Source organism: Acidovorax sp. AC410 (genome assembly GCF_979253235.1).
Genome location: NZ_CEEDCG010000001.1, coordinates 5,827,131 through 5,852,559 on the forward strand (window position 1 = coordinate 5,827,131; position 25,429 = coordinate 5,852,559).

General features: G+C 66.6%; 29 protein-coding genes. 17 read left to right on the forward strand and 12 right to left on the reverse strand.

Annotation, left to right across the window (positions count from 1 at the left end):
- Positions 1–59 precede the first annotated feature (59 nt).
- Positions 60–1,319 carry an NADP-dependent isocitrate dehydrogenase gene (gene icd / locus AC0IZS_RS27020; protein WP_471638501.1) on the reverse strand — a complete coding sequence of 420 codons (1,260 nt, stop codon included), beginning with the start codon at positions 1,317–1,319 and terminating at the stop codon, positions 60–62.
- 196 nt (positions 1,320–1,515) lie between these two features.
- On the opposite strand from icd, the gene AC0IZS_RS27025 reads away from it, so the two are divergent.
- The gene (locus AC0IZS_RS27025) at positions 1,516–1,728 is read left to right on the forward strand and encodes a hypothetical protein (RefSeq protein ID WP_471638502.1); all 213 of its coding nucleotides are present in this window, start codon (positions 1,516–1,518) and stop codon (positions 1,726–1,728) included.
- Between the two features lie 123 nt (positions 1,729–1,851).
- The gene (locus AC0IZS_RS27030; RefSeq protein WP_471638503.1) at positions 1,852–2,349 is read left to right on the forward strand and encodes a DUF192 domain-containing protein; all 498 of its coding nucleotides are present in this window, start codon (positions 1,852–1,854) and stop codon (positions 2,347–2,349) included.
- A gap of 84 nt (positions 2,350–2,433) precedes the next feature.
- On the opposite strand, the gene AC0IZS_RS27035 is transcribed toward AC0IZS_RS27030, so the two are convergent.
- A complete protein-coding gene (locus AC0IZS_RS27035; RefSeq protein WP_322592304.1) occupies positions 2,434–3,015 on the reverse strand; it encodes a superoxide dismutase in 582 nt (193 codons plus the stop codon).
- Positions 3,016–3,174: 159 nt separating this feature from the next.
- Positions 3,175–4,488 (reverse strand): exodeoxyribonuclease VII large subunit, encoded by a 1,314-nt coding sequence (gene xseA / locus AC0IZS_RS27040; RefSeq protein ID WP_471638504.1) that lies wholly within the window; start codon positions 4,486–4,488, stop codon positions 3,175–3,177.
- Between the two features lie 352 nt (positions 4,489–4,840).
- Between xseA and AC0IZS_RS27045 the strand changes: the two genes are divergently transcribed.
- From AC0IZS_RS27045 to adk, 6 genes are all read left to right on the forward strand, one after another.
- Positions 4,841–5,482, forward strand: a complete 642-nt coding sequence (locus AC0IZS_RS27045; protein WP_471638505.1) for a MotA/TolQ/ExbB proton channel family protein — start codon at positions 4,841–4,843, stop codon at positions 5,480–5,482.
- Positions 5,483–5,492: 10 nt separating this feature from the next.
- Complete coding sequence (locus AC0IZS_RS27050) at positions 5,493–5,936, forward strand: ExbD/TolR family protein (RefSeq protein WP_471638506.1); 444 nt, start codon at positions 5,493–5,495, stop codon at positions 5,934–5,936.
- A 5-nt stretch (positions 5,937–5,941) separates the two neighbouring features.
- Positions 5,942–7,000 (forward strand): tetraacyldisaccharide 4'-kinase, encoded by a 1,059-nt coding sequence (lpxK, locus tag AC0IZS_RS27055; protein WP_471638507.1) that lies wholly within the window; start codon positions 5,942–5,944, stop codon positions 6,998–7,000.
- Positions 7,001–7,032: 32 nt separating this feature from the next.
- Positions 7,033–7,215 carry a Trm112 family protein gene (locus tag AC0IZS_RS27060; RefSeq protein ID WP_057203154.1) on the forward strand — a complete coding sequence of 61 codons (183 nt, stop codon included), beginning with the start codon at positions 7,033–7,035 and terminating at the stop codon, positions 7,213–7,215.
- Positions 7,216–7,220: 5 nt separating this feature from the next.
- The gene (gene kdsB / locus AC0IZS_RS27065; RefSeq protein ID WP_471638508.1) at positions 7,221–8,003 is read left to right on the forward strand and encodes a 3-deoxy-manno-octulosonate cytidylyltransferase; all 783 of its coding nucleotides are present in this window, start codon (positions 7,221–7,223) and stop codon (positions 8,001–8,003) included.
- Between the two features lie 321 nt (positions 8,004–8,324).
- A complete protein-coding gene (gene adk, locus AC0IZS_RS27070) occupies positions 8,325–8,981 on the forward strand; it encodes an adenylate kinase (protein ID WP_471638509.1) in 657 nt (218 codons plus the stop codon).
- A 100-nt stretch (positions 8,982–9,081) separates the two neighbouring features.
- On the opposite strand, the gene AC0IZS_RS27075 is transcribed toward adk, so the two are convergent.
- The 4 genes from AC0IZS_RS27075 to AC0IZS_RS27090 all read right to left on the reverse strand — a co-directional run bounded on the left by AC0IZS_RS27075 (position 9,082) and on the right by AC0IZS_RS27090 (position 11,816).
- Positions 9,082–9,570 (reverse strand): DUF3617 domain-containing protein, encoded by a 489-nt coding sequence (locus AC0IZS_RS27075; protein ID WP_471638510.1) that lies wholly within the window; start codon positions 9,568–9,570, stop codon positions 9,082–9,084.
- 133 nt (positions 9,571–9,703) lie between these two features.
- Complete coding sequence (locus tag AC0IZS_RS27080; RefSeq protein ID WP_471638511.1) at positions 9,704–10,183, reverse strand: DUF6152 family protein; 480 nt, start codon at positions 10,181–10,183, stop codon at positions 9,704–9,706.
- Between the two features lie 237 nt (positions 10,184–10,420).
- Entirely contained in the window at positions 10,421–10,840 is a 420-nt protein-coding gene (locus tag AC0IZS_RS27085; RefSeq protein WP_471638512.1) for a hypothetical protein, read from the reverse strand.
- A 22-nt stretch (positions 10,841–10,862) separates the two neighbouring features.
- Entirely contained in the window at positions 10,863–11,816 is a 954-nt protein-coding gene (locus tag AC0IZS_RS27090) for an asparaginase (RefSeq protein ID WP_471638513.1), read from the reverse strand.
- A gap of 83 nt (positions 11,817–11,899) precedes the next feature.
- On the opposite strand from AC0IZS_RS27090, the gene lexA reads away from it, so the two are divergent.
- The 3 genes from lexA (at position 11,900) to AC0IZS_RS27105 (ending at position 14,370) form a co-directional block, all read left to right on the forward strand.
- The gene (gene lexA / locus AC0IZS_RS27095) at positions 11,900–12,574 is read left to right on the forward strand and encodes a transcriptional repressor LexA (RefSeq protein ID WP_057203161.1); all 675 of its coding nucleotides are present in this window, start codon (positions 11,900–11,902) and stop codon (positions 12,572–12,574) included.
- Positions 12,575–12,761: 187 nt separating this feature from the next.
- A complete protein-coding gene (locus tag AC0IZS_RS27100) occupies positions 12,762–13,163 on the forward strand; it encodes a hypothetical protein (protein ID WP_471638514.1) in 402 nt (133 codons plus the stop codon).
- Positions 13,164–13,362: 199 nt separating this feature from the next.
- The gene (locus AC0IZS_RS27105; protein ID WP_007858757.1) at positions 13,363–14,370 is read left to right on the forward strand and encodes a D-2-hydroxyacid dehydrogenase family protein; all 1,008 of its coding nucleotides are present in this window, start codon (positions 13,363–13,365) and stop codon (positions 14,368–14,370) included.
- 214 nt (positions 14,371–14,584) lie between these two features.
- Here the strand turns inward: AC0IZS_RS27105 and AC0IZS_RS27110 are convergent, their stop codons facing one another.
- The 4 genes from AC0IZS_RS27110 to AC0IZS_RS27125 all read right to left on the reverse strand — a co-directional run bounded on the left by AC0IZS_RS27110 (position 14,585) and on the right by AC0IZS_RS27125 (position 18,548).
- Positions 14,585–15,715: a branched-chain amino acid ABC transporter substrate-binding protein gene (locus AC0IZS_RS27110; protein ID WP_179680469.1), complete on the reverse strand. Its 1,131-nt coding sequence runs from the start codon at positions 15,713–15,715 to the stop codon at positions 14,585–14,587.
- Positions 15,716–15,846: 131 nt separating this feature from the next.
- Entirely contained in the window at positions 15,847–16,614 is a 768-nt protein-coding gene (locus AC0IZS_RS27115) for a hypothetical protein (protein WP_471638515.1), read from the reverse strand.
- Entirely contained in the window at positions 16,614–17,048 is a 435-nt protein-coding gene (locus AC0IZS_RS27120) for a DNA polymerase III subunit chi (protein ID WP_471638516.1), read from the reverse strand. The genes AC0IZS_RS27115 and AC0IZS_RS27120 overlap by 1 nt, the downstream gene beginning before the upstream one ends.
- Positions 17,049–17,054: 6 nt before the next feature.
- Entirely contained in the window at positions 17,055–18,548 is a 1,494-nt protein-coding gene (locus AC0IZS_RS27125; protein WP_471638517.1) for a leucyl aminopeptidase, read from the reverse strand.
- A 23-nt stretch (positions 18,549–18,571) separates the two neighbouring features.
- On the opposite strand from AC0IZS_RS27125, the gene lptF reads away from it, so the two are divergent.
- The 6 genes from lptF to AC0IZS_RS27155 all read left to right on the forward strand — a co-directional run bounded on the left by lptF (position 18,572) and on the right by AC0IZS_RS27155 (position 24,287).
- Positions 18,572–19,666 (forward strand): LPS export ABC transporter permease LptF, encoded by a 1,095-nt coding sequence (lptF, locus tag AC0IZS_RS27130; protein WP_471638518.1) that lies wholly within the window; start codon positions 18,572–18,574, stop codon positions 19,664–19,666.
- Entirely contained in the window at positions 19,663–20,769 is a 1,107-nt protein-coding gene (gene lptG, locus AC0IZS_RS27135; RefSeq protein WP_471638519.1) for an LPS export ABC transporter permease LptG, read from the forward strand. The genes lptF and lptG overlap by 4 nt, the downstream gene beginning before the upstream one ends.
- Before the next feature lie 6 nt (positions 20,770–20,775).
- Positions 20,776–21,144: a sirohydrochlorin chelatase gene (locus tag AC0IZS_RS27140; RefSeq protein ID WP_471638520.1), complete on the forward strand. Its 369-nt coding sequence runs from the start codon at positions 20,776–20,778 to the stop codon at positions 21,142–21,144.
- A gap of 74 nt (positions 21,145–21,218) precedes the next feature.
- Entirely contained in the window at positions 21,219–22,160 is a 942-nt protein-coding gene (locus tag AC0IZS_RS27145) for a CysB family HTH-type transcriptional regulator (protein WP_471638521.1), read from the forward strand.
- A 16-nt stretch (positions 22,161–22,176) separates the two neighbouring features.
- Positions 22,177–23,064, forward strand: a complete 888-nt coding sequence (locus tag AC0IZS_RS27150) for a class I SAM-dependent methyltransferase (RefSeq protein ID WP_471638522.1) — start codon at positions 22,177–22,179, stop codon at positions 23,062–23,064.
- Positions 23,065–23,114: 50 nt separating this feature from the next.
- The gene (locus AC0IZS_RS27155; protein WP_471638523.1) at positions 23,115–24,287 is read left to right on the forward strand and encodes a pyridoxal phosphate-dependent aminotransferase; all 1,173 of its coding nucleotides are present in this window, start codon (positions 23,115–23,117) and stop codon (positions 24,285–24,287) included.
- Positions 24,288–24,477: 190 nt separating this feature from the next.
- On the opposite strand, the gene AC0IZS_RS27160 is transcribed toward AC0IZS_RS27155, so the two are convergent.
- The gene (locus tag AC0IZS_RS27160) at positions 24,478–25,398 is read right to left on the reverse strand and encodes an SDR family oxidoreductase (protein ID WP_471638524.1); all 921 of its coding nucleotides are present in this window, start codon (positions 25,396–25,398) and stop codon (positions 24,478–24,480) included.
- Positions 25,399–25,429 lie beyond the last annotated feature (31 nt).

Here is a 25,429-nt window from a genome sequence, read left to right on the forward strand (position 1 = left end):
GCCACCACGTTGGTGACGGGCCGGCTTTCCAGGTCCTCGAGGAACCCGGCAAAACACGATCACATGTGGTCGATCATGACCTGTCCAAAGCCCGAGCAGCTCACCTGCGTGGCTCCGTCCATCAGGCGCGCGAAGTCGTACGTGACCTTCTTCGACGCAATCGACTTTTCGAGCGAGCTGATGATCAGGTTGGCCGCCTCGATCCAGCCCATGTGGCGCAGCATCATCTCGGCAGAGAGGATCTCGGAGCCGGGGTTCACATAGTCCTTGCCGGCGTACTTGGGGGCCGTGCCGTGGGTGGCCTCGAAGCAGGCCACCGAGTCGGACATGTTGGCGCCCGGCGCGATGCCGATGCCGCCGACCTGCGCGGCCAGCGCGTCGGAGATGTAGTCGCCGTTGAGGTTGAGCGTGGCCACCACGGAGTACTCCGCGGGGCGCAGCAAAATCTGCTGCAGGAAGGCATCGGCGATGCTGTCCTTGATGGTGATGTCCTTGCCCGTCTTGGGGTTCTTGAACTTGCACCAGGGGCCGCCGTCGATCAGCTCGGCGCCGAATTCCTTTTGCGCCAGGGCATAGGCCCAGTCGCGGAACCCGCCCTCGGTGAACTTCATGATGTTGCCCTTGTGAACGATGGTCACGCTGGGCTTGTCGTTGTCGATGGCGTACTGGATGGCCTTGCGCACCAGGCGCTCGGTGCCCTCGCGCGAGACGGGCTTGACGCCCAGGCCCGAGGTGTTGGGGAAGCGGATCTTCTTGACGCCCATCTCCTCCTGCAGGAACTTGATGAGCTTCTTGGCCTTGTCGGATTCGGCTTCGAATTCGATGCCGGCGTAGATGTCTTCCGAGTTCTCACGGAAGATGACCATGTTGGTCTTCTCGGGCTCTTTCAGGGGCGAGGGCACGCCCTTGAAGTACTGCACGGGGCGCAGGCAGACATACAGGTCGAGCTCCTGGCGCAGGGCCACGTTGAGCGAGCGGATGCCGCCGCCCACGGGCGTGGTGAGGGGCCCCTTGATGGAGACCACGTACTCACGCAACACGGCCAGCGTCTCTTCGGGCAGCCACACGTCGGGGCCGTAGACCTTGGTGGACTTCTCGCCCGCATAGACCTCCATCCACTGGATCTTCTTCTTGCCGCCATAGGCCTTGGCCACGGCGGCATCGACCACCTTGATCATGACCGGCGTGATGTCCAGGCCCGTGCCATCGCCTTCGATGAAAGGGATGATCGGCTCGTCCGGCACGTTCAGGGACATGTCGGCATTGACGGTGATTTTCTGCCCTTGGGCAGGCACCTTGATGTGCTGGTAGCTGGTCATGGGCAGTGGTCTCCGTTGGATATCTGAAACACAAGAGGGCGGGCACGGGGAAGTGCCGCCAACCGCAAAGATTCTATAGACAAAAAAATGCCGGAAACCCCTGTCAACCGTGTGCAGGCTGCTATCGTTGCAGGTGGAGCTTCGTGAATTTTTTGCGAAGCCCTCAACCCGATAGTTCGTCTAGGAAATGGCATATATGAAAAAACTCCTCGCTGTCCTGATGGCTGGTCTGTTCTCTGCCGGTGCATCTTTCGCACAGGCTCCAGCCGCCCCTGCTGCCGCACCCGCCCCAGCAGCTGCTCCCGCGGCAGCCCCTGCCCCCACGGCCAAGGCGGCACCTGCGCACAAGCAGTCCAAGAAAGTGGCACAAAAGAAGACCAAGAAGCACGCCAAGAAGGCGGCTGCCTGATGCGCCTGGGGGTTTGTGCGGATCTCTGACCCCCACCCTTCCGGTTTGCTTCAAAATCGCCCGCAACCGCGGGCGATTTTGTTTCTGGTGCCCGTTGTCTTTCCCATCGAAAGAACCCTGTCCATGCCCAGCCTGAGCCCCGCCACTTCCACCCCATCATTTCGCCGCCCCTTCCTTCTGGCTGCCGTGCTGGCAACATCGCTCGCCGCCCTGGCACCCACCGCCCGCGCCCAGGAAGGCCCCCAATTGAACCTGCAGCGCGTGGAACTCTCTGCCGGCATGCACCGCATCGACGCCCAGGTGGCGCTGGCGCCGCTGGAGCGCCAGATCGGCCTGATGAACCGGCCCGAGATGCCCCAGCACGAAGGCATGCTGTTCGTCTTCGAGCAGCCCAGCCAGCAGTGCTTCTGGATGAAGAACACGCTGCTGCCGCTGACGGCCGCCTTTGTCGCGGACGACGGCACCATTGTCAACCTTGAGGACATGAAGCCGCAGACCCTCGATTCGCATTGCTCCAAGAAGCCCGTGCGCTTTGTGCTGGAGATGAACCAGGGCTGGTTTGCCAAGAAGGGCATCAAGGCCGGCTTCAAGCTCGGCGGCGCCCCCTTCGCGAAGAAGTGAGTGGCCTGCGCCCATGAAAAAACGGCCCGAGGGCCGTTTTTCTTTTCTGCCCGCTGAACAGGCAGATGGATTGCACCCAGGCAATCAGGCGAAGTTGGCTTCGGCGAACTTCCAGTTGACCAGCTTGTCCAGGAAGGTCTCGACGAACTTCGGGCGCATGTTGCGGTAGTCGATGTAGTACGCGTGTTCCCACACGTCCACCGTCAGCAGGGCCTTGTCGGCGGTGGTCAGGGGCGTGCCGGCGGCGCCGGTGTTCACGATGTCGACGCTGCCGTCGGCCTTCTTCACCAGCCAGGTCCAGCCCGAACCGAAGTTGCCCACGGCGCTCTTGACGAAGGCTTCCTTGAAGGCGGCGTAGCTGCCCCACTTGGCGGTGATGGCCGCGGCCAGCGCGCCCGATGGCTCGCCGCCGCCGGCGGGGGCCATGCAGTTCCAGAAGAAGGTGTGGTTCCAGATCTGGGCGGCGTTGTTGTAGATGCCGCCGCTGGACTTCTTGATGATTTCCTCAAGGGTCATCGTCTCGAATTCGGTGCCCTTTTGCAGGTTGTTGAGGTTCACCACGTAGGCATTGTGGTGCTTGCCGTGGTGGTACTCCAGCGTTTCCTGGCTGTAGTTCGGAGCCAGGGCGTCGATGGCGTAGGGCAGCGGGGGAAGGGTGTGTTCCATGGTGTTTTCCTCGTGGTGGTTTGAATTGTGGTGGGCCCGCTGCGCGATGGGGTTCACGCGGCGTTCCTGCGGGTGAACGGGCATTGTAGGAAGAACGTGTGACCTGTGCAGCGAAGGGTGCAACGATTCGTCGCCGTCCATGACAATGCAGCAATTGTCCTACAGCAAACGCGCCTGCGACGCGGCGGTGACATCCACGACACCATCGGCCAGTGTGGCACGCAGCGCGTCGCCTGGATGCACCTGGCGCACGCTCGTCACCGCGCGGCCATCCGCATCGGCCAGCAGCGCATAGCCGCGCTGCAGTACCAGGCGTGGGTCCAGCAGCTCCAGGCGCAGCGCGGCGCGGTCCACCCGTTCGCGCAGGCTGTCGATGCGGCGCTGCACCTGTACCGGCAAGGCGGCTGCGGCTGCTTGCTGGGCCTGCTCCATGCGTTGCAGGCGCAGCAGCACGGCGTGGCGCATGCGCTGGGCCATGCGCGCCATCTGCATCTGTTCGCGCGCAACCAGGCCCGAGGGGCGGCCCAGGCGGGCTGCGGCCTGGTCCAGGCGCTGGTGGCGGGCGTCCAGCTGGCGCTGCAGCCCGTCGGCAATGCGCCCTTCGATCAGTTCCAGGGCACCGAGCCACACCTCGCGCGGCTGGGCCACCAGTTCGGCTGCGGCGGTGGGCGTGGGTGCGCGCAGGTCGGCACAGAAGTCGGCGATGGTGAAGTCGGTCTCGTGCCCCACGCCGCTGACCAGCGGCACCGGGCTTTGCACGATGGTGCGGGCCAAGTGCTCGTCGTTGAAGGCCCACAGGTCCTCGATGGAACCACCACCGCGCACCAGCAGGATGGTGTCGATGTGCGGCTGGCCGACCGACGGCCCCTGCTCTGCCAGCCGGTACAGCCGGTTCAATGCCGAAACGATGGACTGCGGCGCCGCCGCGCCCTGCACCTGGGCCGGCGCCAGCACCACGGGAACATGGGGCACCCGGCGGCGCAGTGCCGTCACCACGTCGTGCAGTGCGGCAGCGCCCAGCGATGTGACCAGGCCGATGCCGCGCGGCTGCACAGGCAGTGGCCGCTTGCGGGCCGCATCGAACAGGCCTTCGGCCTCGAGCTGGGCCTTCAGGCGCAGGAACTGCTCGAACAGCGCGCCCTGCCCCGCGCGTTGCATGCTTTCCACAATGAACTGCAGATCGCCGCGGGCCTCGTACACGCCGAGCTTGCCACGCACCTCCACCAATTCACCATCGCGCGGCGAAAAGTCAAGCAGGCTGGCGGCGCGGCGGAACATGGCGCAACGCAACTGGCCCTGGGCGTCCTTCACCGAGAAATAACAATGCCCGCTGGATGCGCGCGAGAAGCCCGTGATCTCGCCGCGCACCGCGACAGGATTGAAGCGCGCCTCCAGCGCATCAGCAATGGCGCGGCACAGCGCGCCAACTTCCCATACGCGGGGCGCCACCATGGGGTTTGTACGTTCAAACATGAGCAACGGCGGCCATTGGCGCCCCATTGGCAGACCGAGTCTTCCACAGAAACGGCGATGCAGCGCCCCACATTGCCTGAGAAGCATTCTCGCCTCGAACGCCACACAAACACGTGCAAGTCATTGATTTATAAGGATTTTTCACTGCGCAATTTTTCATCAATCTGTTGCAAGCACGGCGCCAAGCCACTTTGCGGGCCTGGACAGCCCGGTTGCCCACAAAGTTATCCACAGATTTTGTGGGTGACGATTCGGTCACGGAATGGACACGGCAAGGTAACGGTTTGTGACCATGGGCGGTCAAAAAGCTGGGCCATAATCACCGATTGCCCCTCACTGCGCGGAGAGAGATTTGCTGTCCATCATACAAGCCGCAGGCTGGCCCATCTGGCCGCTGATCCTGTGTTCCATCCTCGGAATGGCCCTGGTCATCGAACGCTTCGTGGCCCTCAAGACGGCCCGTGTAGCCCCCCCCAAGCTGCTCGATGAAGCCATCACCGTCTCGTCGAAAAGCCTGCCCACGCCCGACGTGGTGAACCAGTTGGCCCAGAACTCGGCCCTGGGCGAGGTGCTGGCCAGTGGCCTGCGCACTCTCAACAGCAACCCGCAGTGCAGCGAGGCCGACCTGCGTGCGGCCATGGAAGGCACGGGCCGCTCCGTGGCCCACCGGCTCGAAAAATACCTGGCCGCCCTGGCCACCATCGCCTCGGCAGCGCCTCTGCTCGGGCTGCTGGGCACCGTCATCGGCATGATCGAGATCTTCGGCTCCCAGGTCGGCAGCGGCGGCGTGGGCCAGGCCATGGGCGGGGGCAACCCGGCCCGGCTGGCGCACGGCATCTCGATCGCCCTGTACAACACGGCCTTCGGCCTGATCGTGGCGATTCCGGCGCTGATCTTCTGGCGCTATTTCCGCGGCCGCGTGGACGCCTACCTGCTGACCCTGGAACTGGCATCCGAGCAGTTCGTGCGCCACATCCTGCGCCACAAGAAGTGACGGGGCGGCCATGAACTTCCGCCCCCGCACCAAGGAAGAACCCGAGATCAACCTGATCCCGTTCATCGACGTGCTGCTGGTGATCCTCATCTTCTTGATGCTGACCACCACCTACAGCAAGTTCACCGAACTGCAGCTGACCCTGCCCGTGGCCGACACCGAGCAGCAGCGCGACCACCCCAAGGAGGTCGTGGTGGCAGTGGCGGCGGATGGCCGCTATGCGGTCAACAAGACCGGCGTGGACGGCAAGAGCGTCGACGCCGTGGCCCGCGCCCTGCGCGAAGCCGCCGCCGCCATCGGCAAGGACAGCGTGGTCATCATCAGCGCCGATGCGATGTCGCCCCACCAGGCCGTGGTGACGGTGATGGAGGCTGCGCGCCGCGTGGGCCTCACGCAGATCACGTTCGCCACCCAGTCGTCGGCTGGCGCGCGCGCAGGCAACGGCGGCCGCTAGCGGACATGGCTGCCGCCGGGCCGCAGCCGCCGCCCCCTTCTGCCGGCCTGGTACGGGCCTGGCAATCCCGGGGCCTCGTCGCCTGGGCCCTGTGGCCAGTGTCCCTGCCCTACAGCCTCCTGGTGCGGTTGCGCCGGACCCTTTACCGCCACGGCACCCTGCGCTCCGAACACCCCGGGCGAACGACCATCGTGGTGGGCAACGTGATTGCCGGCGGCGCTGGCAAGACCCCCGTGGTGATGGCCCTGGTGGAACACCTAAAGGCCCGGGGGCTCAGGCCGGGGGTCATCTCGCGCGGCTATGGCCGCAGCACCACCGATTGCCGCGAGGTGCTGGCCGACAGCCCGGCCAGCGAGGTCGGCGATGAGCCCGCCCTGATCGCGCGCAGCTGCGGCGTGCCGGTGTTCGTGGACCGCCAGCGCACCACCGCCGCGCGCGCGCTGCTGGCGCGCTACCCGGGTACCGACGTGCTCATCTGCGACGACGGCCTGCAGCACCTGGCGCTGCAGCGCGACCTGGAGGTCTGCGTCTTCAACGACCAGGGCGTGGGCAACGGCTTTCTGCTGCCTGCCGGGCCGCTGCGCGAGCCCTGGCCGCGTGCGGTGGACTGGGTGCTGCACCCCGATACCGCCCCAGCCCCTGCCGGCCCGGCACCCGCGTTTGCATTGCGGCGTGGCCTGGCCGACCACGCCCTGCACGCCGATGGCAGCCGCCTGCCCCTGCCATCGCTGCGCGGCCAGCCCGTGCATGCCGTGGCGGCAATTGCCCGGCCCGGGGACTTCTTTGCCATGCTGCGGGCCCAGGGGCTGACCCTGGCGCGCACCACAGCCCTGCCGGACCACCACGATTTCACCGGCTGGAGCGATGGGGATGGCGCAACGCAGGGCGGACAGCTGCCCCTGCTGTGTACGGCCAAGGACGCCGTGAAACTCTGGCCACTGCGCCCCGATGCCCTGGCCGTGCCATTGGAGGTGGGCCTGGACCCGGCATTTTTCGCCGCGGTGGATGCCCGGCTGGCGGCACTGCTGCCCAGGCCCTCGCTATCATCGCCCCTTGATTCTTGACCGAACCCCGTTTCTCCCGGAAAGCTGCCGCCATGGACCCCAAACTGCTTGAACTGCTGGTCTGCCCCGTCACCAAGGGCCCACTGACCTTTGACCGCGAGCACCAGGAGCTCGTCTCGCGCAGCGCGCGCCTGGCCTACCCAGTGCGCGACGGCATCCCCGTGCTGCTCGAAAACGAGGCGCGCACGCTGACCGACGAAGAAATCGAGGCGTGACCCCGGTGGCCGCCCCTCAAGCCTTCACCGTGGTGATTCCGGCACGCATGGCTTCGAGCCGCCTGCCGGACAAGCCTCTGGCGGACATTGCCGGCCTGCCCATGGTGGTGCGCGTGGCGCAGCGCGCCGCGCTGAGTGGCGCCGCCCGCGTGGTGGTGGCGGCCGATGACGCGCGCGTGCTGCAGGCCTGCCAGGCACACGGCGTGCCGGCCATCCTGACCCGCACCGACCATGCCAGTGGCAGCGACCGCCTGGCCGAGGCCTGCGAGCAACTGGGCCTGGCGGGCGACGACATCGTCGTCAACGTGCAGGGCGACGAGCCGCTGATGGACCCCGGCCTCATCGATGCCGTGGCCGCGCTGCTGCCGGCGCGGCCCGAGGCCAGCATGGGCACGGCGGCCCACGCCATCCACACCCTGGCCGACTATGAAAACCCGAATGTGGTGAAAGTCGTGCTCGATGCCCGGGGCCTGGCGCACTACTTCAGCCGCGCCCCCATCCCGTGGGCCCGCGACCATGCGGGCACAGCCTGGTGGGAAAATGGCCCGGCCACCGTGCCCGCCGGCTTTGCCCCGCTGCGCCACATCGGCATCTACAGCTACCGTGCAGGCTTTCTGCGCGCCTTTCCCACCCTGCCGCAGGCCCCGACCGAGATCATGGAAGCGCTGGAGCAACTGCGCGCGCTGTGGCACGGCCACCGCATTGCCGTGCATGTCACGGACACCGCACCCGGCCCGGGCGTGGACACTCTGCAGGACCTGGAGCGCGTACGCGCTCTGCTGGCCTGACGCGCAAGGGACTGCGGGGCCGCCAAATGCACTGATGTGGTGCGGCGCTGCCCCATCCTACGCATTTATACGCACGTCATATCGCGCGTGTAAGCCAGTGCAAGGCGGTCACATGCTATCCTCGACGCAACGAGAGCATTGCATCCCGGGCCCCACAAGCGCCTGCGCGAGCACTGACGTAGCAGCACACCACCCCGCAGCCCCCTGCCCATTCGTGGAGCACTGCGGTCTTTTTTTGCTGCCGCGGCGGTGACCTCTGCGCCGGCGCGTGCTGCGCCCCTGCCAGCAGTGCCAGCCGATTTCTAACCTTCGAGGACCTTCATGAGACTGATTCTGTTGGGCGCGCCTGGCGCCGGAAAGGGCACGCAAGCCACGTTCATCTGCCAGAAGTACGGCATTCCGCAGATCTCCACCGGAGACATGCTGCGCGCAGCCGTGAAGGCAGGTACGCCGCTGGGCCTGCAGGCCGATGCGATCATGAAGTCGGGCGCCCTGGTCAGCGACGACCTGATCATCAACCTCGTCAAGGAACGCATTGCCCAGCCCGACTGCGCCAAGGGCTTCCTGTTCGACGGCTTCCCCCGCACCATCCCCCAGGCCGATGCCATGAAGGCCGCGGGCGTGAAGCTCGACCACGTGCTGGAGATCGACGTGCCTTTCGAGGCCATCATCGAACGCATGAGCGGCCGCCGCTCGCACCCCGCCAGCGGCCGCACCTACCACGTCAAGTTCAACCCCCCCAAGGTGGAAGGCAAGGACGATGTGACCGGCGAAGACCTGATCCAGCGCGACGACGACAAGGAAGAGACCGTCAAGAAGCGCCTGCAGGTCTACAGCGACCAGACCCGCCCCCTGGTGGACTACTACAGCCAGTGGGCCAAGGCCGACCCGGCCGCCGCCCCCCAGTACCATGCCATCAGCGGCATGGGCAGCGTGGACGACATCACGCAGCGGGCCTTTGCGGCCCTCGCCAGCTGACCAACTGTCCCGCTGATTTTCAGCGGCACCAACAACAAAGCCGGGCAATGCCCGGCTTTGTTGTTTCTGACCCGCTGGGGCCAGCTTGATCGGAAGGCGATTACTTGGACTTGGGGGCCACGGGCATGTTCGGCATCGTCATAGCACCTGGCTTCTGGCCAGCGGCGCAGGCCCCCAGCCAGCGCGCCTCCAACACGGTGGTGTCATTGGTTTTACCCATCATTGGTGGGCTGTAGGTGTTGTTCACCACGACCTTGTAGTTGCTAGTGAAATCACCCGTGGTGACGGTACGGGAGGTGATGTTGACCGACCCCATCTTGCATTCAGCATTGCCCGTGATGGTGTTTCCGTCGCGCTTCATGTCGTTCTTGCTGCACATGGTCTTGGACGTTTCCAGGGCCGTCTTCTGCATCTGTGCCTCGAATGCTTCATCCGTGCACTGCTGCATGACGGTAGGGGGCGCACCCTCACCGGAAGTCGCCTTGAGCTCCCACAGCCCCGGCTTGCGCTTGGGCAACTCCAGGGCCTGTGCGGGCAAGGTGGCCAGGACCACGGCAGCGGCAGCGAGAGAAAGGGAGAAACAGCGCATAACGACTCCTGCAAAGTAATGTGCCGGATGATAGTGGCGGGAAACCCCCACGCCGCACGCAGCCAGGCACATCAAGGAAACGAAACGTGCACTATTCGATGATCCCGGCGCCCACCCGTCGGGCCACTAGAGATCAAGCCGGGCTTGAGCGCAACCCGTAGACCTTGCCATCCACGAACAGGTACTCGACCCGCAGCACCGCCTCCCCCTTCTCCTCGCGCAGCGTGAAGCCCAGTACCGAGATCGCTGTGCCCGGCTTGATCTCGGCCACCTGCCAGGCCTGCATGCGCGTCAGCGGCGCAAGCTCGATCTCCCACTTGCGGTCCTTGCGCGTGGGCAGCACGGCACGGGCCAGCAAGGACTTGCCATCGACCGGAGCCGTCTGCGCGGGCAAGGCGCGCTGCGCCAGGTTGGGCGGCAATGCCAGGTTGGCGGGCAGCTCCAGCTCCAGCTCGGCATGCGGGTTCTGCCAGCGCACCTTGCGCACCGTGCCTTCGAGGTAGATCGGGCGATCCGCGTCGAAGCTGCTCCAGCCGTGGTGGGCATGGGCCGCAAGGGGTACCAGGGGCATTGCAAAGCCGGTGAACAGAAGTTGGCGACGTCGTAGTGGCATGGGACTTCTCCTTTGGGATGGTTATCTGCGCTTCAACAGCGCTACGCACAGAACAGGACCCGTGGCTCTGGCATGGCCCAAGCCAGTGCCACCGTGGAACTGGCTTTGCCAGGCCACCGGTGGCGTCCCCCTGAGGGGCTGAGGGCCGCGGCTCCAAGCCCGCCTGCGCGGGCTTGGACGGCGCCGAAGGGCTGCCGCCTCTGGCGGCTGCACCGAGGCGCGAAGCGACTCAGGGGGCTACAAGTAAGCGATCCAGCGACCGCAGGCGACGATGGCCAGCCAGATGAGGGTGGACAGCAGCATCTGCGCCCGCGCAAGCCCATCGAGCCGCGCCAGCGAACCACGCCCATGAAACCACGCCGCGTTGCAGCCGGCAAGCATCAACAACAGCATCTTCAGGGTGAAGGCCCGGTTGGCGAGCAATTCCTGGGGCTGCGTGGCAAACATCACCAGGCCCGACAGGGCCGCCATGCCAAAGCCGCACAGCGCCAGCGACAGGCTCAGGCGCGCCAGGTCCCGCGGCGGCAGCGCCGCGCCCCAGCCGAACACCCGCAACTCCAGCAGCACCAGGTTGCCCAGCAGCAGCGCAATGCCCACGATGTGTACCACCTCCAGCGCCGGGTAGGCCCATACATGGGAGCGAAGGGCAGCAAACATAAAGGGCTTCCTGGCGTGGTGATCAGTGCAACAGCTCAAGCATCAGCGTGATGCGGGCCTTCACGGGCGACAGGCCGGGCGCGGCCGCAAAGGCGTCTCCTGCCGTGGGCAGCAACTGTCCTTCGGCGCAGCGCGTGGAGCGCACCACACGCACCCCAACCGCCTGCGCACGCGCCAGCGCGGCGCCGAGCGCATGGTGGATGGTGCCGTTGCCCGTGCAGGCCACCACCAGCCCCTGCACGCCCTCGCGCACCAAGGCATCCACCGCACGGCCACTGGCGCCCGCATGGCTCGCCACCAGTTCCACCCACGGCCAGGGGGCGTCGGCCGGCAGGGCGGCAGTGGCTGCGGCAGCCGTGCCGTCTGGCGCCTGGGGCCATGCCTGCACCAGGCGGGCCACGCCCTCCTCCACCCACCCCAAGGGCCCGGCGTCACCGGAACTGAACGGGTCCACCCGGTAAGGATGCACCTTCTGCACGCGCTGCGCGCCGTGGATGGTGCCGGCAGCCACCACCACCACGCCGTGCGCACCGGCGGTGGCCGCCACGGCCACGGCGTCGAGCAGGTTCTGCGGGCCATCGGGCACCAGCGCGGTCGATGGGCGCATGGCACAGGTCAGCACCACGGGCTTCGAGGCATGGAGCACGGAGTGCAGGAACCAGGCCGTCTCTTCGATGGTGTCGGTGCCATGGGTGATGACGATAGCGCGCACGGCAGGGTCGTCCATGCATTCGGCGCAGCGCTGCGCCAGGGCGCGCCACACACCCATCTCCATGTCCTTGCTGTCGATCTGGGCCACCTGCTCGACCACCAGGGCCCCGCCAGCCACTGTTTCGAGCCCGGGAACCGCCGCCAGCAGCTCGCCCACCCCCACCTGTGCGGCCGTGTAGCCAATGTTGTCCCCCGCCTGCGCAGCGGTGCCGGCAATGGTGCCGCCCGTACCCAGAACCACAATTTTTTGCGCACTCACTTGCATACTCCGAAAAACTGGTGAAAAATACAGCTACTGGATTAAAAAACAGTTATTTGCCACTGTACCGGCACACACTGGAAACCACCATGCTCGACAACCCCAAGCTCACCGCCCGCCAGCAACAGATTCTGGACCTGATCCAGACCGCCATTGCACGCACCGGCGCCCCCCCTACCCGCGCCGAAATCGCGACCGAGCTGGGCTTCAAGTCGGCCAATGCGGCAGAAGAGCACCTGCAGGCCCTGGCCCGCAAGGGCGTGATCGAACTGGTCAGCGGCACCTCGCGGGGCATCCGCCTACGCGGCGAGACCGTGCGCTCCATCAACGCAGCGCGTGGCACCCAGTTCAGCCTGCCCATTCCCGGCCTGTCGCAGCTGATGCTGCCGCTGATCGGCCGGGTCGCAGCGGGCTCACCCATTCTCGCGCAGGAGCATGTCGACCAGACCTACAGCGTGGAAAACAGCCTGTTCCAGCACAAGCCCGATTACCTGCTCAAGGTGCGCGGCATGTCCATGCGCGACGCCGGCATCATGGACGGCGACCTGCTGGCCGTGCAGTCCACGCGCGAGGCGCGCAATGGCCAGATCATCGTGGCCCGCCTGGGCGACGACGTCACCGTCAAGCGCCTGCGCCGCACGGCCACCGGCATCGAGCTGCTGCCCGAAAACCCCGACTACCCCGTGATCACCGTGCAGCCCGGTGAGCCCTTCGAGATCGAAGGCCTGGCGGTCGGCCTGATCCGCAACACCATGCTCATGTAGCGCCAAGGGTCCACGGCACCCCCTGCGCAAGGCAGGGATGCCGCAAAGGACCCGACGTGCATGGCCCAGGTGGCGGGCGTTTGACAGGTGGGATGCGGGATTTTCTGCAACCCACTGGTCAGCCCTGGGCCCATGCACATCCCTCGCAATCCTGCCTGTGTTCACCACCGACCTTCGGAGTCTTCACATGGGAATTGCTTCTTTGACCTTCTCGGCCTTCTCCCACCCCCTGCATGCGCTGACGCGCTGGCTGCAGCCTGCCGCGCATGGCGGGCACGACACCACTGCGGCACGGCCACGCACCTGCAAGGCACCTCTGCCAGCCACCCCGGCGCCAGCATGGCCGGCAGCGGCTGCAGCCCGCATGCCGCGCGACGAGACGCCACTGGCGGCAGCGGGAAGCCGCTTGCCCAACCCGGCCCAGGGAGCGGAGGCCGTGTGCAACCACGCCCAGGCACGCCGCGTGGTGCGGGTGCTGCGGACAGCCGCCTCCGGCGCCGATGCCGGACGCATCGTGATCTCGGGGCGCATGGCCGATGTGTGCGCGGAGCTGGACCGCATGGCCGCGCGCGAGGCGCTGCAACACTGACCCGGGCACCCCGGCCGGGCAGGCGAGCGGGCCAGCTGTCCTGCAAGCGGCGGCACCAGGCCCGCCGCCGCAGATGGGGCACCGCATTCGCGCGGATCAGCGCCTTCGCACATGCGGCATTCACGCAGCGTTGCAAATGCCGTGCGCCCGATGGGCCTTGGGGCGCAAAGACTGCAGCGCTCCAAGGCACAATGTCGGGATGAACATCGTGATCCTCGACGACTACCAGGATGCAGTGCGCAAGCTCCATTGCGCCACCCGGCTCGACGCCTACACCGCCAAGGTCTACACCAACACCGTCAAGGGCCTGGGCCAGCTGTCGATACGGCTCAAGGATGCCGACATCATCGTGCTGGTGCGCGAGCGCACCCAGATCACCCGCCAGCTGGTCGAAAAGCTGCCGCGCCTCAAACTCATTGCCCAGACCGGCAAGATCGGCAACCACATCGACGTGGCAGCCTGCACCGAGCGCGGCATTGCCGTGGCAGAGGGCGTGGGCTCGCCGGTGGCACCTGCGGAGCTGACCTGGGCCCTGGTGATGGCCGCCACGCGCCGGCTGCCCCAGTACATCTCCAACCTCAAGCACGGCGCCTGGCAGCAGTCGGGCCTCAAGACGGCGTCCATGCCGCCCAACTTCGGGCTGGGCACGGTGCTGCGCGGCAAGACGCTGGGCATCTGGGGCTATGGCCGCATCGGCCAGCTCGTGGCCGGCTATGGCCGGGCCTTCGGCATGAACGTGCGCGTCTGGGGCCGCGAGGCATCGCGCGCCCAGGCCCTGACCGATGGCTACCAGGCCGCCACCACGCGCGAGGAATTCTTCTCGCAGTGCGACGTGATCTCGGTGCATCTGCGCCTGAACGACGAGACGCGCGGCATCATCTCGCTTGAAGACCTGTCGTGCATGAAGCCCACCTCGCTGTTCGTGAACACCTCGCGCGCCGAACTGGTCGAGTCCGATGCCCTGATTGCGGCGCTGAACCGGGGTCGCCCCGGCATGGCGGCGGTGGACGTGTTCGAGAGCGAGCCCATCCTGCAGGGCCACGCCCTGCTGCGCCTTGAGAACTGCATCTGCACCCCGCACATCGGCTACGTGGAGCAGGACAGCTACGAGCTCTACTTTGGTGCGGCCTTCGACAACGTGGTGAACTTCATCAAGGGCACGCCGACCAACATCGTGAACCCGGGTTCGCTGCAGGTGCGGCGCTGACGCCCCCTCCTGCCGCCAACGCAAGCAGCGTCGGCGGCACCAACGAAAAAGGCTTCCCGAGGGAAGCCTTTTTTGATTCCGCGGGCACCACCCGAAGGCAGCGCTCCTGCACGGGATTGCATTCGACCGGATAACTAGGCGGGGAGCCGCAGACAGTGCTGTAGCACGGCAAGGCTCCCCAACAACGTTAGCCGGTTGAAGGCAAGTCCGTCCCTTAGTTCAGAGGGGTCTTCTTGCCGTCCTTGTAGTTGTACAGGGTGATGGCAGGGTTCTTCATTTCGCCGTTGGGTTCGAAGGCGATCGTCGAGGTCACGCCCTTGTAGCTGGACTTGAGCAGCTCGGGGGTGTAGACCTTGGGGTCGACCGAGTTGGCGCGCTTCATGGCGTCCACGATCAGGAACGTGGCGTCGTAGGTGTAGGGGCTGTACACCTGGAACTGGTTGGGGTACTTGGCGTCGTACTTGGCCTTCCAGGCCGTGCCGCCAGGCATCTTGGCCAGCGATGCGCCGCCTTCGGCGCAGATCACGTTGGCCAGGGTCTTGGCGCCGGCGGCCAGCTTGGCGATTTCAGCCGTGCAGATGCCGTCACCACCGAAGTACTTCACGTTGCCCATGCCCAGCTGTTCCATCTGGCGCAGCATCGGGCCACCTTGGGGGTCCATGCCGCCGTAGAAGATGGCGTCAGGGTTCTTGGACTTGATGGCGGTCAGGATGGCCATGAAGTCGGTGGCCTTGTCGGTCGTGAACTGCTCGTCCACCACCTTGATGCCCTTGGCGGAAGCGGTCTTCTTGAACACGTCGGCAACGCCCTGGCCGTAAGCGGTACGGTCATCGATGATGGCGACCGTCTTGAGCTTCAGCGTGTCCACGGCGTAGGCAGCCAGGCCAGCGCCCAGGGCGTTGTCGTTGGCGATGATGCGGAACGTGGTCTTGTAGCCTGGCTTGGTCAGGTTGGGGTTCGTGGCCGCGCCGGTCACGTGGGGGATGCCGCAGTCGTTGTAGACCTTGGAAGCGGGGATGGTGGTACCGGAGTTGAGGTGACCGACCACGCCGGCAACCTTGGCGTCGCACAGCTTCTGTGCAGCGGCCGTGCCTTGCTTCGGATCGGCTGCATCGTCTTCTGCCTGCAGCTCGAACTTGATCTTCTTGCCGCCAATCGTCACACCTTGTGCGTTCAGCTCTTCAATGGCCATGCGGGCGCCATTTTCGTTGTCCTTGCCGTAGTGGGCTTGGGCGCCGGAAACCGGAGCCACGTGGCCGATCTTGACCACCTGCTCTTGTGCAGAGGCCACACCAGCAGCAGCCGCGATAGCAGCAACCACGGTCAGTTTCAACTTCAATTGCATATCAATCTCCAGTAAAGATAAACGCTGAGAATTAGTCTTGTGTCTCAACGCAGGCGAACATATCGCAATTTACGGGCCAGATCATTAGGGAACACGATTAAATGAGGGAGAAACCACAGGGGAATACCCTGTCATCCCTTTGTCGGCGCGGCATGGCTGCCTGCAAGCTCATCGGCCACCGCCTCGTAGACCGCGTGGCGAACCACGGATTCGATCTCCTCGCGCAGCCGTGGAAGCACTGAACGCGTCTGCTCCTGCACCACCGTGGCGATGGCATCGCGCAGGCGCTGGTCGAGTGCCACGTCCACCCGCTGCATGACCCGGTGCACCATGTACTCCTCCATGCCCTCTGGCAGTGCACGCGCGGCGGCCTGGTGCCCCCGATGTGGTGCCACAGGGGCTGCTGCGGGCATGGCAACGGCGGGCACGGCAAGCGGTGCTGCCGCCACGGGTGCAGGCACTGCAGCAGCCGGCCTGGCGGACAAGGATGCGGCAGGCACTGCGGGCACGGGAGCCGGCGTGGCCACGGAAGCGGCAGAAGCGACGGATGCCGGGGGCGGTGCTGCGGCTGCGATCTGCGCGCGGCGCAAAGCCAGGGCTTCCAGGGCGCGGCCGGCCGCCTGGGCCACTGGCGACGCGGCAGCGGGCGTGGCACCAGCCACCCGTGCCGAAGCCGCCGCCGGGGCGGCCTGCGGCGCAGCGCTGCGCTGGGCCACTGCAGCCGCAGGAACTGCGGCCACGGGCACTGCTGCCGGGGGAAGCGGGCGCGCGGGAGCGGGAGAAGACACCGCCGCTGGCGGCTTCGCCACCAGAGGCACCGGTACCGCGCCCGGCGCCTGCACCACTTCAGTGAGCGTGGGTACAAAACGGGGCGGCGTGCGGGGGGGCGTGGTGGCCATCAAGCGCCCTTCAGCACCAGATCGTGGCGCACGATGGCGTAGCCGCGCGAGGCATAGTGGCGCCAGCGGTAGCGCGCCTGCCCCCGGTCCTCTTCATCGTGGGCACTGACCACCTCGATCAGTTTTTCGAAGCGGCCAAAGCCTTCGGGCACCTCGGCGCCCAGGTTCAGCAGCACCTCGTGGTGCGGCGCGCCCTGCACGTCCGACGTCAGCAGCACCGGCGAGGCCAGGCGCAGGTCCTCGTCGGCAGCGTCGGTGCAGTGCGCGACGAAATCCTGCGGCGCCATGCTCCACATCTGCCGGTCCAGCGCCGCCAGCACATGGGCCGGGCCGGCGATCACCAGGCGCGCATCGCTGCGCAGCACCTTGCGCGCAAACCGGCAGGCATAGGCCACCTTGTCCGGCGCGTTGAAATGGAAGGCGACCTCAGTCATCGTGGATCAGGCGGCCTTGGCGCGGGCACGCTTGGCGGCGGGCTTGGGCGCCGATGCGGCCTCTGCCTCCCGGTCCAGCAGGTACTGCACCAGCAGGCCGACCGGGCGGCCCGTGGAGCCCTTGGCCGCCCCACCCTTCCAGGCGGTGCCGGCAATGTCCAGGTGCGCCCAGGGCATGTCGCCCACGAACTTCTGCAGAAACTTGGCGGCCGTGATGGCCCCGCCCGCACGGCCGGCCACGTTGCCCATGTCGGCAAAATTGCTCTTGAGGCCGTCAGCGTAGTCATCGTCCAGCGGCATGCGCCAGCACGGGTCCTGCGCCGCTTCGCCCGCCGCCTGCAGGGCCTGGGCCAGGCCTTCGTTGTTCGAGAACAGGCCGCTGCGCACGCCGCCCAGGGCGATCACGCAGGCACCCGTGAGCGTGGCAATGTCCACCACCGCCGCCGGCTTGAAGCGCGTGGCGTAGGTCAGCGCATCGCACAGCACCAGCCGGCCTTCGGCATCGGTGTTGAGCACCTCGATGGTCTGGCCGCTCATGCTGGTCACCACATCGCCAGGCTTCACGGCACGGCCGTCGGGCATGTTCTCGCAGGCGGGGATCAGGCCCACCACATTGATGGCCGGCTGCAGCTCGCCCAGTGCGCGGAACACGCCCAGCACGCTGGCGGCACCGCACATGTCGAACTTCATCTCGTCCATCTCGGCGGCGGGCTTGATGGAGATGCCACCGGTGTCGAAGGTGATGCCCTTGCCCACCAGCACCACGGGGGCCTGGTCCTTGGTGCCACCGCTGTAGCGCAGTTCGATGAAGCGCAGCGGTTCTTCCGAGCCCTTGGCCACGGCCATGAAGGATCCCATGCCCAGGCGCTCGACCTCGGCCGGGCCATGCACCTTGCACTGGATGCGCGGTTGCTTGGCCAGCGTTTTGGCGGCATTCGCCAGCAAGGTGGGCGTGGCATGGTTGGCGGGCCGGTTGCCCCATTCACGGGCAAACTCCACCCCTTCGACAAGGGCGATGCCCTGGTAGAAGGCCACCCGCACCTCGGAGGGGTCGGGCACGCCCACGACCACGCGGGAGAGGCTGCGCGCCTCGGCCTTGGGCTTGGTGGTCGTGTAGACATAGCTGGCGTCGGCCACGGCCTGCACCGCGGCGCACACCGCCTCGGCCTGGGCGCTGCCGGCAAAGCACAGCACCACGCGCTTGGTCTGGGGGGCCTTGAGGGCGGAGGCGGTCGCGCCGAGCGCCTGGCGCACGGCGCGAGCCGAGCCGTCGCCCACACCCAGCAGCAACACGCGGCGCGCGGCCACGGCAGGCACCTGGTACAGCGGCAGGCTCTTGCCGGGCTTGGCGGAAAAATCGCCTTGCTTGAGCGCCAGGGCCGCCAGCGTGGACAGGGCATCGCGCCCGGGCTTGAAGGCCTCCGGAACCAACACGACCAGCAGGTCGCATTTCTCGGAGGCAGCTGCCGGCAACTCAAGGGTCTTCAGATCAAAGTTCATAATCGGTGTTTTCCTTAGAGCCAATGTTATTCGATTCATCCATCCGCAAGGAGCTGGCGCGCAGCTTCGGGGCCACGCTGGTGGTGCTGGTCACCGTGGTGATGACCATGATGCTCATCCGCACGCTGGGCCAGGCCTCGCGCGGCAGCGTGAGCCCGTCCGACGTGATGCTGGTCATGGGCTTCACCGTCCTGGGCCAGCTGTCCACCATTTTGACGCTGAGCCTGTTCGTCGCCGTGGTCAGCACGCTCTCGCGCATGTACCGCGACAGCGAGATGGTGATCTGGTTCGCCAGCGGCCGTGGGCTCATCAGCCTGCTGCGCCCGCTGCTGCGCTTTGCCTGGCCTTCCATGCTGGTGATCGCCGTGCTGTCGCTGCTGGTGTGGCCCTGGGCCAACACCCAGATCCAGGAGCTCAAGACGCGCTACGAGCAGCGCAGCGACATCGACCGCATCGCCCCCGGTGAATTCCAGGAGTCGGCCAACGGCAGCCGGGTGTTCTTCATCGACAAGGACAGCCCCGACAACATGGTGGGCAACAACATCTTCATTGCCACCAACGTGGGCAAGAAGGAGACCGTCACCTCCGCGCGCAGTGCCCGGCTGGAGACGCAGAACGGCGAGCGCATGGCCGTGCTCAGCCAGGGCCAGCGCCTGGAGACCACGCACGACAAGCCGGGCCTCAAGATCAGCGAGTTCGAGGAATACTCCACCCGCATCGGCTCGGCCCCCACCGGATCCGCCGAGGAACTCTCGGTCAAGACCCGCGCCACCCACGAGCTGCTGATGCAGCCCCTGCCCGCCTACCGCGCCGAGCTGGGCTGGCGCGTCGGCCTGGCCCTGGCGGCGCTGAACTTCGTGGTGCTGGGCCTGGCCGTGGCCACCGTCAACCCGCGCGCAGGCCGCAGCACCAGCCTGGTGTTCGCCCTCTTCGCCTTCATCGTCTACTACAACCTCATGACGCTGGGTACCAGTTGGGTCGGTGCCGGGCGCCTGGGCCTTGGCAGCTTCATGCTCATGCTGCACGGTGGCACCCTGGCCTTCTCGCTGCTGCTGCTGACCGCACGCCACAACAACTGGAGCCTGCGCCGCCTGTGGCAGCGCCGGAGCCCCGCATGAAAACCATACGCCGCCTGATCCACCGCGAAGCCTTCTTCGCGGTGGCCTACGTCACCATCGGCTTCCTGGCCCTGTTCTTCTTCTTCGACCTGGTCGATGAGCTGCGCTGGGTGGGCCGTACCGGCCCCCAGGGCTACCAGCTCTCGCACGCCATGCTGTTCGTGGTGCTCAGCATCCCGAGCCATTTGTACGAGCTGCTGCCCATCACGGTGCTGATCGGCACCATCTTCGTGATGGCGCGCCTGGCGCAGAGCTCCGAATTCACCATCATGCGCACCAGCGGCATGGGGCCCTGGCGCGCCATGCGCACGCTGCTCACGCTGGGCGGGTTCTTCGTGGTGCTGACCTTTGCCGTGGGCGACTACATCGCACCCCTGAGCGACAAGGCCGCGCAACTGATCAAGGTGCGCCACCTGGGGCGCCTCACCTCGGGCGCCACCGGGGCCTGGCTCAAGGAGCGCCAGGACGACCACTCCTACGCGGTCAACGTGCGTGCCCTCACGCCCGATGGCGGCATGTTGGACATCCGCATCTTCGAATTCGACGCCAAGGGCCTGCTCGCCTCGCAGACCCGCGCGGCATCGGGACGCTTTGGCGATGGCGGTGCCTGGGAGCTCACCGACGTGCAGCGCAGCAGCTTTTTGCAGCGCGGCGAAGACCAGGCCCGCGTGGACCGGCTGAACGTGCCCGCACTGCAATGGCCCACCCGCATCAGCGCCGACATGGTGGCGGCCTCGCTGCTCAAGCCCGACCGCATGGCCACGGTGGACCTGTTCCAGTACATCCGCCACCTGGACAGCAATGGCCAGTCGGCCCAGCGCTACGAGATCGAGTTCTGGCGCAAGGTGTTCTACCCCCTGTCCTGCCTGGTGATGGTGGTGCTGGCCCTGCCCTTTGCCTACCTGCACTTTCGCTCGGGCGGCATCGCAGGCTATGTGTTCGGCGGCGTCATGGCCGGCATCAGCTTCTTCCTGCTCAACAACGTGTTTGGCTATGCCGGCAACCTGCAGAACTGGTCGCCCTGGCTCACGGCGGCAGCGCCGGGGTTGATCTACTCCCTGCTATCGCTGGGCGCCTTCAGCTGGCTGGTTCTCAGGCGGTAGCGCACCATGTCCGCCATTGTCCTGTTCGCCCACGGGTCCCGCGACCCACTGTGGCGCGCGCCCATGGAGGCCGTGGCAGCGCGCATTGCCGCGCAGCATCCCGACCGGCCCGTGGCCTGCGCCTACCTGGAGCTGTGCGCCCCCGCCCTGCCCGACGCCGTGGCACAGCTGGTGGCGCAGGGCGCCCGCCAAGTCACTGTGGTGCCCATGTTCCTGGGCACCGGCAAGCATGCGCGCGAGGACCTGCCCCTGCTGGTGCAGCAACTGCGCACCAGCCACCCCGGCGTGCGGTTCGGCGTGCAGGCCGCCATTGGCGAAGACCCGCGCATGACGGCACTCATGGCCGAAATCGCCTGCGAGTTGCCTCCCACCTGAGTTTTTGCAGCCCCGGCTGGATATCTCTTAGATGCTTGCAGCATAATGATGCAACTCTTTAGGCGATATCAGATATGAATCTGCACCAATTCCGCTTTGTCCAGGAGGCTGCCCGGCGCAACCTGAACCTGACCGAAGCCGCCAAGGCCCTGCACACCTCGCAGCCGGGTGTCTCCAAGGCCATCATCGAACTGGAAGAAGAGTTGGGCGTGGACATCTTCGCGCGACACGGCAAACGACTCAAGCGCATCACCGAGCCCGGCCAGCATGTGCTCAAGAGCATCGAGGTCATCATGCGCGAGGTGGGTAACCTCAAGCGCATCGGCGAGCAGTTCAGCGCCCAGGACAATGGCACGCTGAGCATTGCCACCACCCACACCCAGGCCCGCTACGTGCTGCCCGTGCCCGTGGCGCGCCTGCGCGAGGCCTACCCCAAGGTCAACATCAGCCTGCACCAGGCCACGCCCGACCAGGTGGCGCGCATGATCATCGACGAGGTGGCCGAGATCGGCATGGCCACCGAGTCCCTGGCCGACTACCCCGAACTGGTCACCCTGCCTTGCTATGAATGGGAGCACGTGCTGGTGCTGCCCCCTGGCCACCCGCTGGCACAAAAGGAGCGCATCGGCCTGGACGACATCGCCCACGAGCCGCTGATCACCTACCACCCCTCCTTCACCGGCCGCGGCAAGATCGACCATGCCTTCGCCGCGCGCCGCCTGCAGCCGCGCATCGCGCTCGAAGCCATCGACTCGGACGTGATCAAGACCTATGTGCGCCTGGGCCTGGGCATCGGCATCGTGGCCGAGATGGCCATGCGCGACGACCCCGTGGGCGACCTGGTGGTGCGCCCGGTGGGCCACCTGTTCGGCCAGAGCGTGGCACGCGTGGCTTTCAAGCGCGGGGCCTATCTGCGCAATTTCGTGTACAAATTCGCCGAATTGCTGAGTGACCGCCTGAGCCGCGAGCTGATCGCCCGCGCCATGAGCGGCCATGTGAACGACTACGAACTTTGAAAAGGTGTGATGCCAGATGAGCGCTCTTTCCTCCGCGGCAGTTCCTTGCGTTTGTTGTGGCCAGGCGCTGCGCGCCGGCCTCGAGGAATGGCATTGGGTATGCCCCCTGTGCGGCTATGAAGCGGCGCAGCTGGCGCCCGCGATCAACGAGGCCCGATCGCACGAAAAGGTCGATGAAGCCCAGCGCGATACCGGCCTCAAGGCCTTGCGCGAGGCCAACTTCCACCAGTTGCTGGACCGCATGGGCCGCCACATCACGCCGGCCGGCGCGCGCTTGCTGGACGTGGGTGCCGCCCACGGCTGGTTTGTGAAAGCCGCTGCCGACCGCGGCTTCACCGTGCTGGGGCTGGAGCCGGACCACGCGGTCTGCGAGCAGGCGCAGCGCAGCGGTGTGCCGGTGCGCGAAGGGTTTTTTCCCGATGTGCTGGCCGCGCACGAGCAGTTCGACGCCATCGTCTTCAACGACGTGTTCGAGCACATCCCGCATTCCGATGCGCTGCTGGCGCAGTGCATTTCCCGGCTGGCCCCGGGTGGGCTGCTGGTGCTGAACCTGCCCTCCAGCCGCGGGGTGTTCTACCGCGCCAGCAAGCTGCTGCACCGCTTCGGGGCAGGCGCCTTCTTCGACCGGCTGTGGCAAAAGGGCATGCCTTCGCCCCACCTGCACTACTTCCACGCACGCAACCTCACCCAGCTGAGTGCGCGGCACGGCCTGACCCTGATCGACTCGGCCCACCTGGCAAGCGTCCACCTCGATGGCCTGTATGCCCGCATCGCCTATGTGAAATCGGGCCTGCGCTGGCTGGCGCCGTTGATCTGGCTGGCCATCGTGGCCGCCTACCCGCTGGTGCGCTGGGGCGCCCCGAGCGACATCGACGTGGTGATTTTCCGCCGCAATGGCGGCTAGGCCGCCAGCCTCGCACATTGACCTCCTCCCCCTCCTCTCCTCCCCGTCCCATGACCCTCGCGACCGACACCGCACGCACCCCTGTTCTTGCCAGCAAGCTGCCCCAGGTGGGTACCACCATCTTCACCGTGATGTCGGCCCTGGCGGCCGAACACAACGCGGTGAACCTGGGCCAGGGCTTTCCGGACTTTGCCTGCGACCCGGCATTGGTCGATGCCGTCACTGCGGCCATGCAGGCCGGCCACAACCAGTACCCGCCCATGACCGGCGTGCCCGCGCTGCGCGAGGCCGTCTCGGCCAAGATCGAGGCCCTGCATGGCCGGCGCTACGATCCGGCGAGCGAGATCACCATCACCGCCGGCGCCACGCAGGCCATCATCACCACCATCCTGGCCATCGTGCACCCGGGTGACGAGGTCATCGTGCTCGACCCGTGCTACGACAGCTACGTGCCCAACATCGAGCTGGCCGGCGGCCGCGCGGTGCGCGTGCCGCTCACGCCCGGCACGTTCCGGCCCGATTTCGGCAAGATCAGCGCGGCCATCACGCCGCGCACGCGCGCCATCCTGATCAACACCCCGCACAACCCCAGCGCCACGGTCTGGAGCGCCGAGGACATGCTGGCGCTGCAGGACCTGCTGGCCCCCACCGACATCCTGCTGATCAGCGACGAGGTCTACGAGCACATGGTGTTCGACGGCGGCCAGCACCAGAGCGCTGCGCGCTTCGCGGGCCTGGCGGCGCGCGCCTTCATCGTCTCGAGCTTCGGCAAGACCTTCCACGTCACAGGCTGGAAAGTGGGCACCGTGGCCGCGCCCGCCGCGCTGACAGCCGAGCTCCGCAAGGTCCACCAGTTCAACGTGTTCACGGTGAACACCCCCGTGCAGTACGGCCTGGCCACCTACCTCAAGGACCCCGCCCCCTACCTGCAGTTGCCCGCCTTCTATCAGGCCAAGCGCGACCTGTTCCGTGAAGGCCTGGCCGGCTCGCGCCTGAAACTGTTGCCCAGCACGGGCAGCTACTTCCAGTGCGTGGACATCTCGGCCGTGAGCGACCTCAACGAGTCGGATTTCTGCCAATGGCTCACGCGCGAGATCGGCGTGGCGGCCATTCCGCTATCGGCCTTCTACGGCGACGGCTTCGACCAGCGCGTGGTGCGCTTTTGCTTCGCCAAGAAGGACGACACCCTGCGCGCGGCGCTGGAGCGGCTGCGCAAGCTGTGAAATGAAGCACCCCCTGAGTCGCTTCGCGCCTTCCCCCTCTCTCATATTGCTTCGCAATCTGGGAGGGGGACGCCCCCAGCGCGGCGGGGCGGCCCTTGCGCGGGGGCACTGGCCTTGGGCGCGCCAGTTTCATGCGTCGCGGGTGGCGCGCAGCGCAATGGATAACGAATTTGCAGGCAATGCCCGCGCCTCAACGGTAGCCCGCCACATCGACGGGGACGCCAGCCGCCTCCTCGGCCAGCATATGGCCCCAGGCATCGGGCTGGCTGCCGTCCAGGTCCGTGAAGCCATAGACCCGCGCCAGTTGCCCACTGGACAGGGACTGCCCATTCCAGCGCGCCACCTCTGGGTCCTGCGCCAGGGCCACCACGGCGCGGCCCACATAGGCAGGGCTTTCCGCCACCGCAAAGCCCGGCACCCGGGTGATCGCATCGCGCCAGGTGGCCTCGGTGACGCCAAAGGCCTCCAGCATGGCCTCGGAGCGCATCCAGCCCGGCGACAGCGACACGGCGGTGGCGCCATGCGGCCCGAGTTCATGGCCTAGCGCAAAGCCCATGCGCAGCACGGCGGCCTTGGCGATGTCGTAGAAGAAGGAGTTGCGGTAGCGCGTGCCGTTGTATTCGGCCGTGCCGTCGTTGATCTCCACCACCAGGCCGCCCGGTGACTTGAGCAGCAAGGGGATGGCAAAGTGGCTGGTGATGGCATGCGTGTCCACCGCCAGGCGCAGGGTGCGCAGGCCGTAGTCCAGATCGGACTCCCATACGGTCTTGTTCCATTCGATGTGCGTGGCGCCGAAGATATCGTTCACCAGCAGATGCAGAGCACCCTGCTCGCGCTCGATGCGGGCCACCAATGCACGCACTTCGTCCTGCACCAGGTGGTCCACCCGCACGGCGATGCCCTTGCCGCCAGCCTGGTCCACGAGTGCAGCGGTTTCCTCGATGGTCTCGGGCCGGTCCATCTCCGAACGCTGCGCGCCCGAGCTGCGGCCGGTGACGTAGACAGTGGCACCGGCGGCGCCGAGTTGCACGGCAATGCCGCGGCCGGCGCCCCGGGTGGCGCCGGCCACCAGGGCGATTTTTCCCCGGAGGGAGGTGTGTGTCGGGTTCATGCGGTACGTCCTCCTTTTCTTTCCATGGATG

What these genes read in the sequence shown, in the direction of transcription:
- AC0IZS_RS27115 (WP_471638515.1), bottom strand. Translation starts at nt 16,614, where the DNA reads ATGGCCACCACGCCCCCCCGCACGCCGCCCCGTTTTGTACCCACGCTC.
- AC0IZS_RS27155 (WP_471638523.1), top strand. Translation starts at nt 23,115, where the DNA reads ATGACCCTCGCGACCGACACCGCACGCACCCCTGTTCTTGCCAGCAAG.
- AC0IZS_RS27120 (WP_471638516.1), bottom strand. Translation starts at nt 17,048, where the DNA reads ATGACTGAGGTCGCCTTCCATTTCAACGCGCCGGACAAGGTGGCCTAT.
- AC0IZS_RS27060 (WP_057203154.1), top strand. Translation starts at nt 7,033, where the DNA reads ATGGACCCCAAACTGCTTGAACTGCTGGTCTGCCCCGTCACCAAGGGC.
- AC0IZS_RS27110 (WP_179680469.1), bottom strand. Translation starts at nt 15,715, where the DNA reads ATGCAATTGAAGTTGAAACTGACCGTGGTTGCTGCTATCGCGGCTGCT.
- xseA (WP_471638504.1), bottom strand. Translation starts at nt 4,488, where the DNA reads ATGTTTGAACGTACAAACCCCATGGTGGCGCCCCGCGTATGGGAAGTT.
- lpxK (WP_471638507.1), top strand. Translation starts at nt 5,942, where the DNA reads ATGGCTGCCGCCGGGCCGCAGCCGCCGCCCCCTTCTGCCGGCCTGGTA.
- adk (WP_471638509.1), top strand. Translation starts at nt 8,325, where the DNA reads ATGAGACTGATTCTGTTGGGCGCGCCTGGCGCCGGAAAGGGCACGCAA.
- AC0IZS_RS27145 (WP_471638521.1), top strand. Translation starts at nt 21,219, where the DNA reads ATGAATCTGCACCAATTCCGCTTTGTCCAGGAGGCTGCCCGGCGCAAC.
- lptG (WP_471638519.1), top strand. Translation starts at nt 19,663, where the DNA reads ATGAAAACCATACGCCGCCTGATCCACCGCGAAGCCTTCTTCGCGGTG.
- AC0IZS_RS27075 (WP_471638510.1), bottom strand. Translation starts at nt 9,570, where the DNA reads ATGCGCTGTTTCTCCCTTTCTCTCGCTGCCGCTGCCGTGGTCCTGGCC.
- AC0IZS_RS27160 (WP_471638524.1), bottom strand. Translation starts at nt 25,398, where the DNA reads ATGAACCCGACACACACCTCCCTCCGGGGAAAAATCGCCCTGGTGGCC.
- AC0IZS_RS27125 (WP_471638517.1), bottom strand. Translation starts at nt 18,548, where the DNA reads ATGAACTTTGATCTGAAGACCCTTGAGTTGCCGGCAGCTGCCTCCGAG.
- AC0IZS_RS27100 (WP_471638514.1), top strand. Translation starts at nt 12,762, where the DNA reads ATGGGAATTGCTTCTTTGACCTTCTCGGCCTTCTCCCACCCCCTGCAT.
- AC0IZS_RS27090 (WP_471638513.1), bottom strand. Translation starts at nt 11,816, where the DNA reads ATGCAAGTGAGTGCGCAAAAAATTGTGGTTCTGGGTACGGGCGGCACC.
- AC0IZS_RS27140 (WP_471638520.1), top strand. Translation starts at nt 20,776, where the DNA reads ATGTCCGCCATTGTCCTGTTCGCCCACGGGTCCCGCGACCCACTGTGG.
- AC0IZS_RS27080 (WP_471638511.1), bottom strand. Translation starts at nt 10,183, where the DNA reads ATGCCACTACGACGTCGCCAACTTCTGTTCACCGGCTTTGCAATGCCC.
- AC0IZS_RS27085 (WP_471638512.1), bottom strand. Translation starts at nt 10,840, where the DNA reads ATGTTTGCTGCCCTTCGCTCCCATGTATGGGCCTACCCGGCGCTGGAG.
- AC0IZS_RS27150 (WP_471638522.1), top strand. Translation starts at nt 22,177, where the DNA reads ATGAGCGCTCTTTCCTCCGCGGCAGTTCCTTGCGTTTGTTGTGGCCAG.
- AC0IZS_RS27035 (WP_322592304.1), bottom strand. Translation starts at nt 3,015, where the DNA reads ATGGAACACACCCTTCCCCCGCTGCCCTACGCCATCGACGCCCTGGCT.
- icd (WP_471638501.1), bottom strand. Translation starts at nt 1,319, where the DNA reads ATGACCAGCTACCAGCACATCAAGGTGCCTGCCCAAGGGCAGAAAATC.
- lptF (WP_471638518.1), top strand. Translation starts at nt 18,572, where the DNA reads ATGTTATTCGATTCATCCATCCGCAAGGAGCTGGCGCGCAGCTTCGGG.
- AC0IZS_RS27105 (WP_007858757.1), top strand. Translation starts at nt 13,363, where the DNA reads ATGAACATCGTGATCCTCGACGACTACCAGGATGCAGTGCGCAAGCTC.
- lexA (WP_057203161.1), top strand. Translation starts at nt 11,900, where the DNA reads ATGCTCGACAACCCCAAGCTCACCGCCCGCCAGCAACAGATTCTGGAC.
- AC0IZS_RS27030 (WP_471638503.1), top strand. Translation starts at nt 1,852, where the DNA reads ATGCCCAGCCTGAGCCCCGCCACTTCCACCCCATCATTTCGCCGCCCC.
- AC0IZS_RS27050 (WP_471638506.1), top strand. Translation starts at nt 5,493, where the DNA reads ATGAACTTCCGCCCCCGCACCAAGGAAGAACCCGAGATCAACCTGATC.
- AC0IZS_RS27025 (WP_471638502.1), top strand. Translation starts at nt 1,516, where the DNA reads ATGAAAAAACTCCTCGCTGTCCTGATGGCTGGTCTGTTCTCTGCCGGT.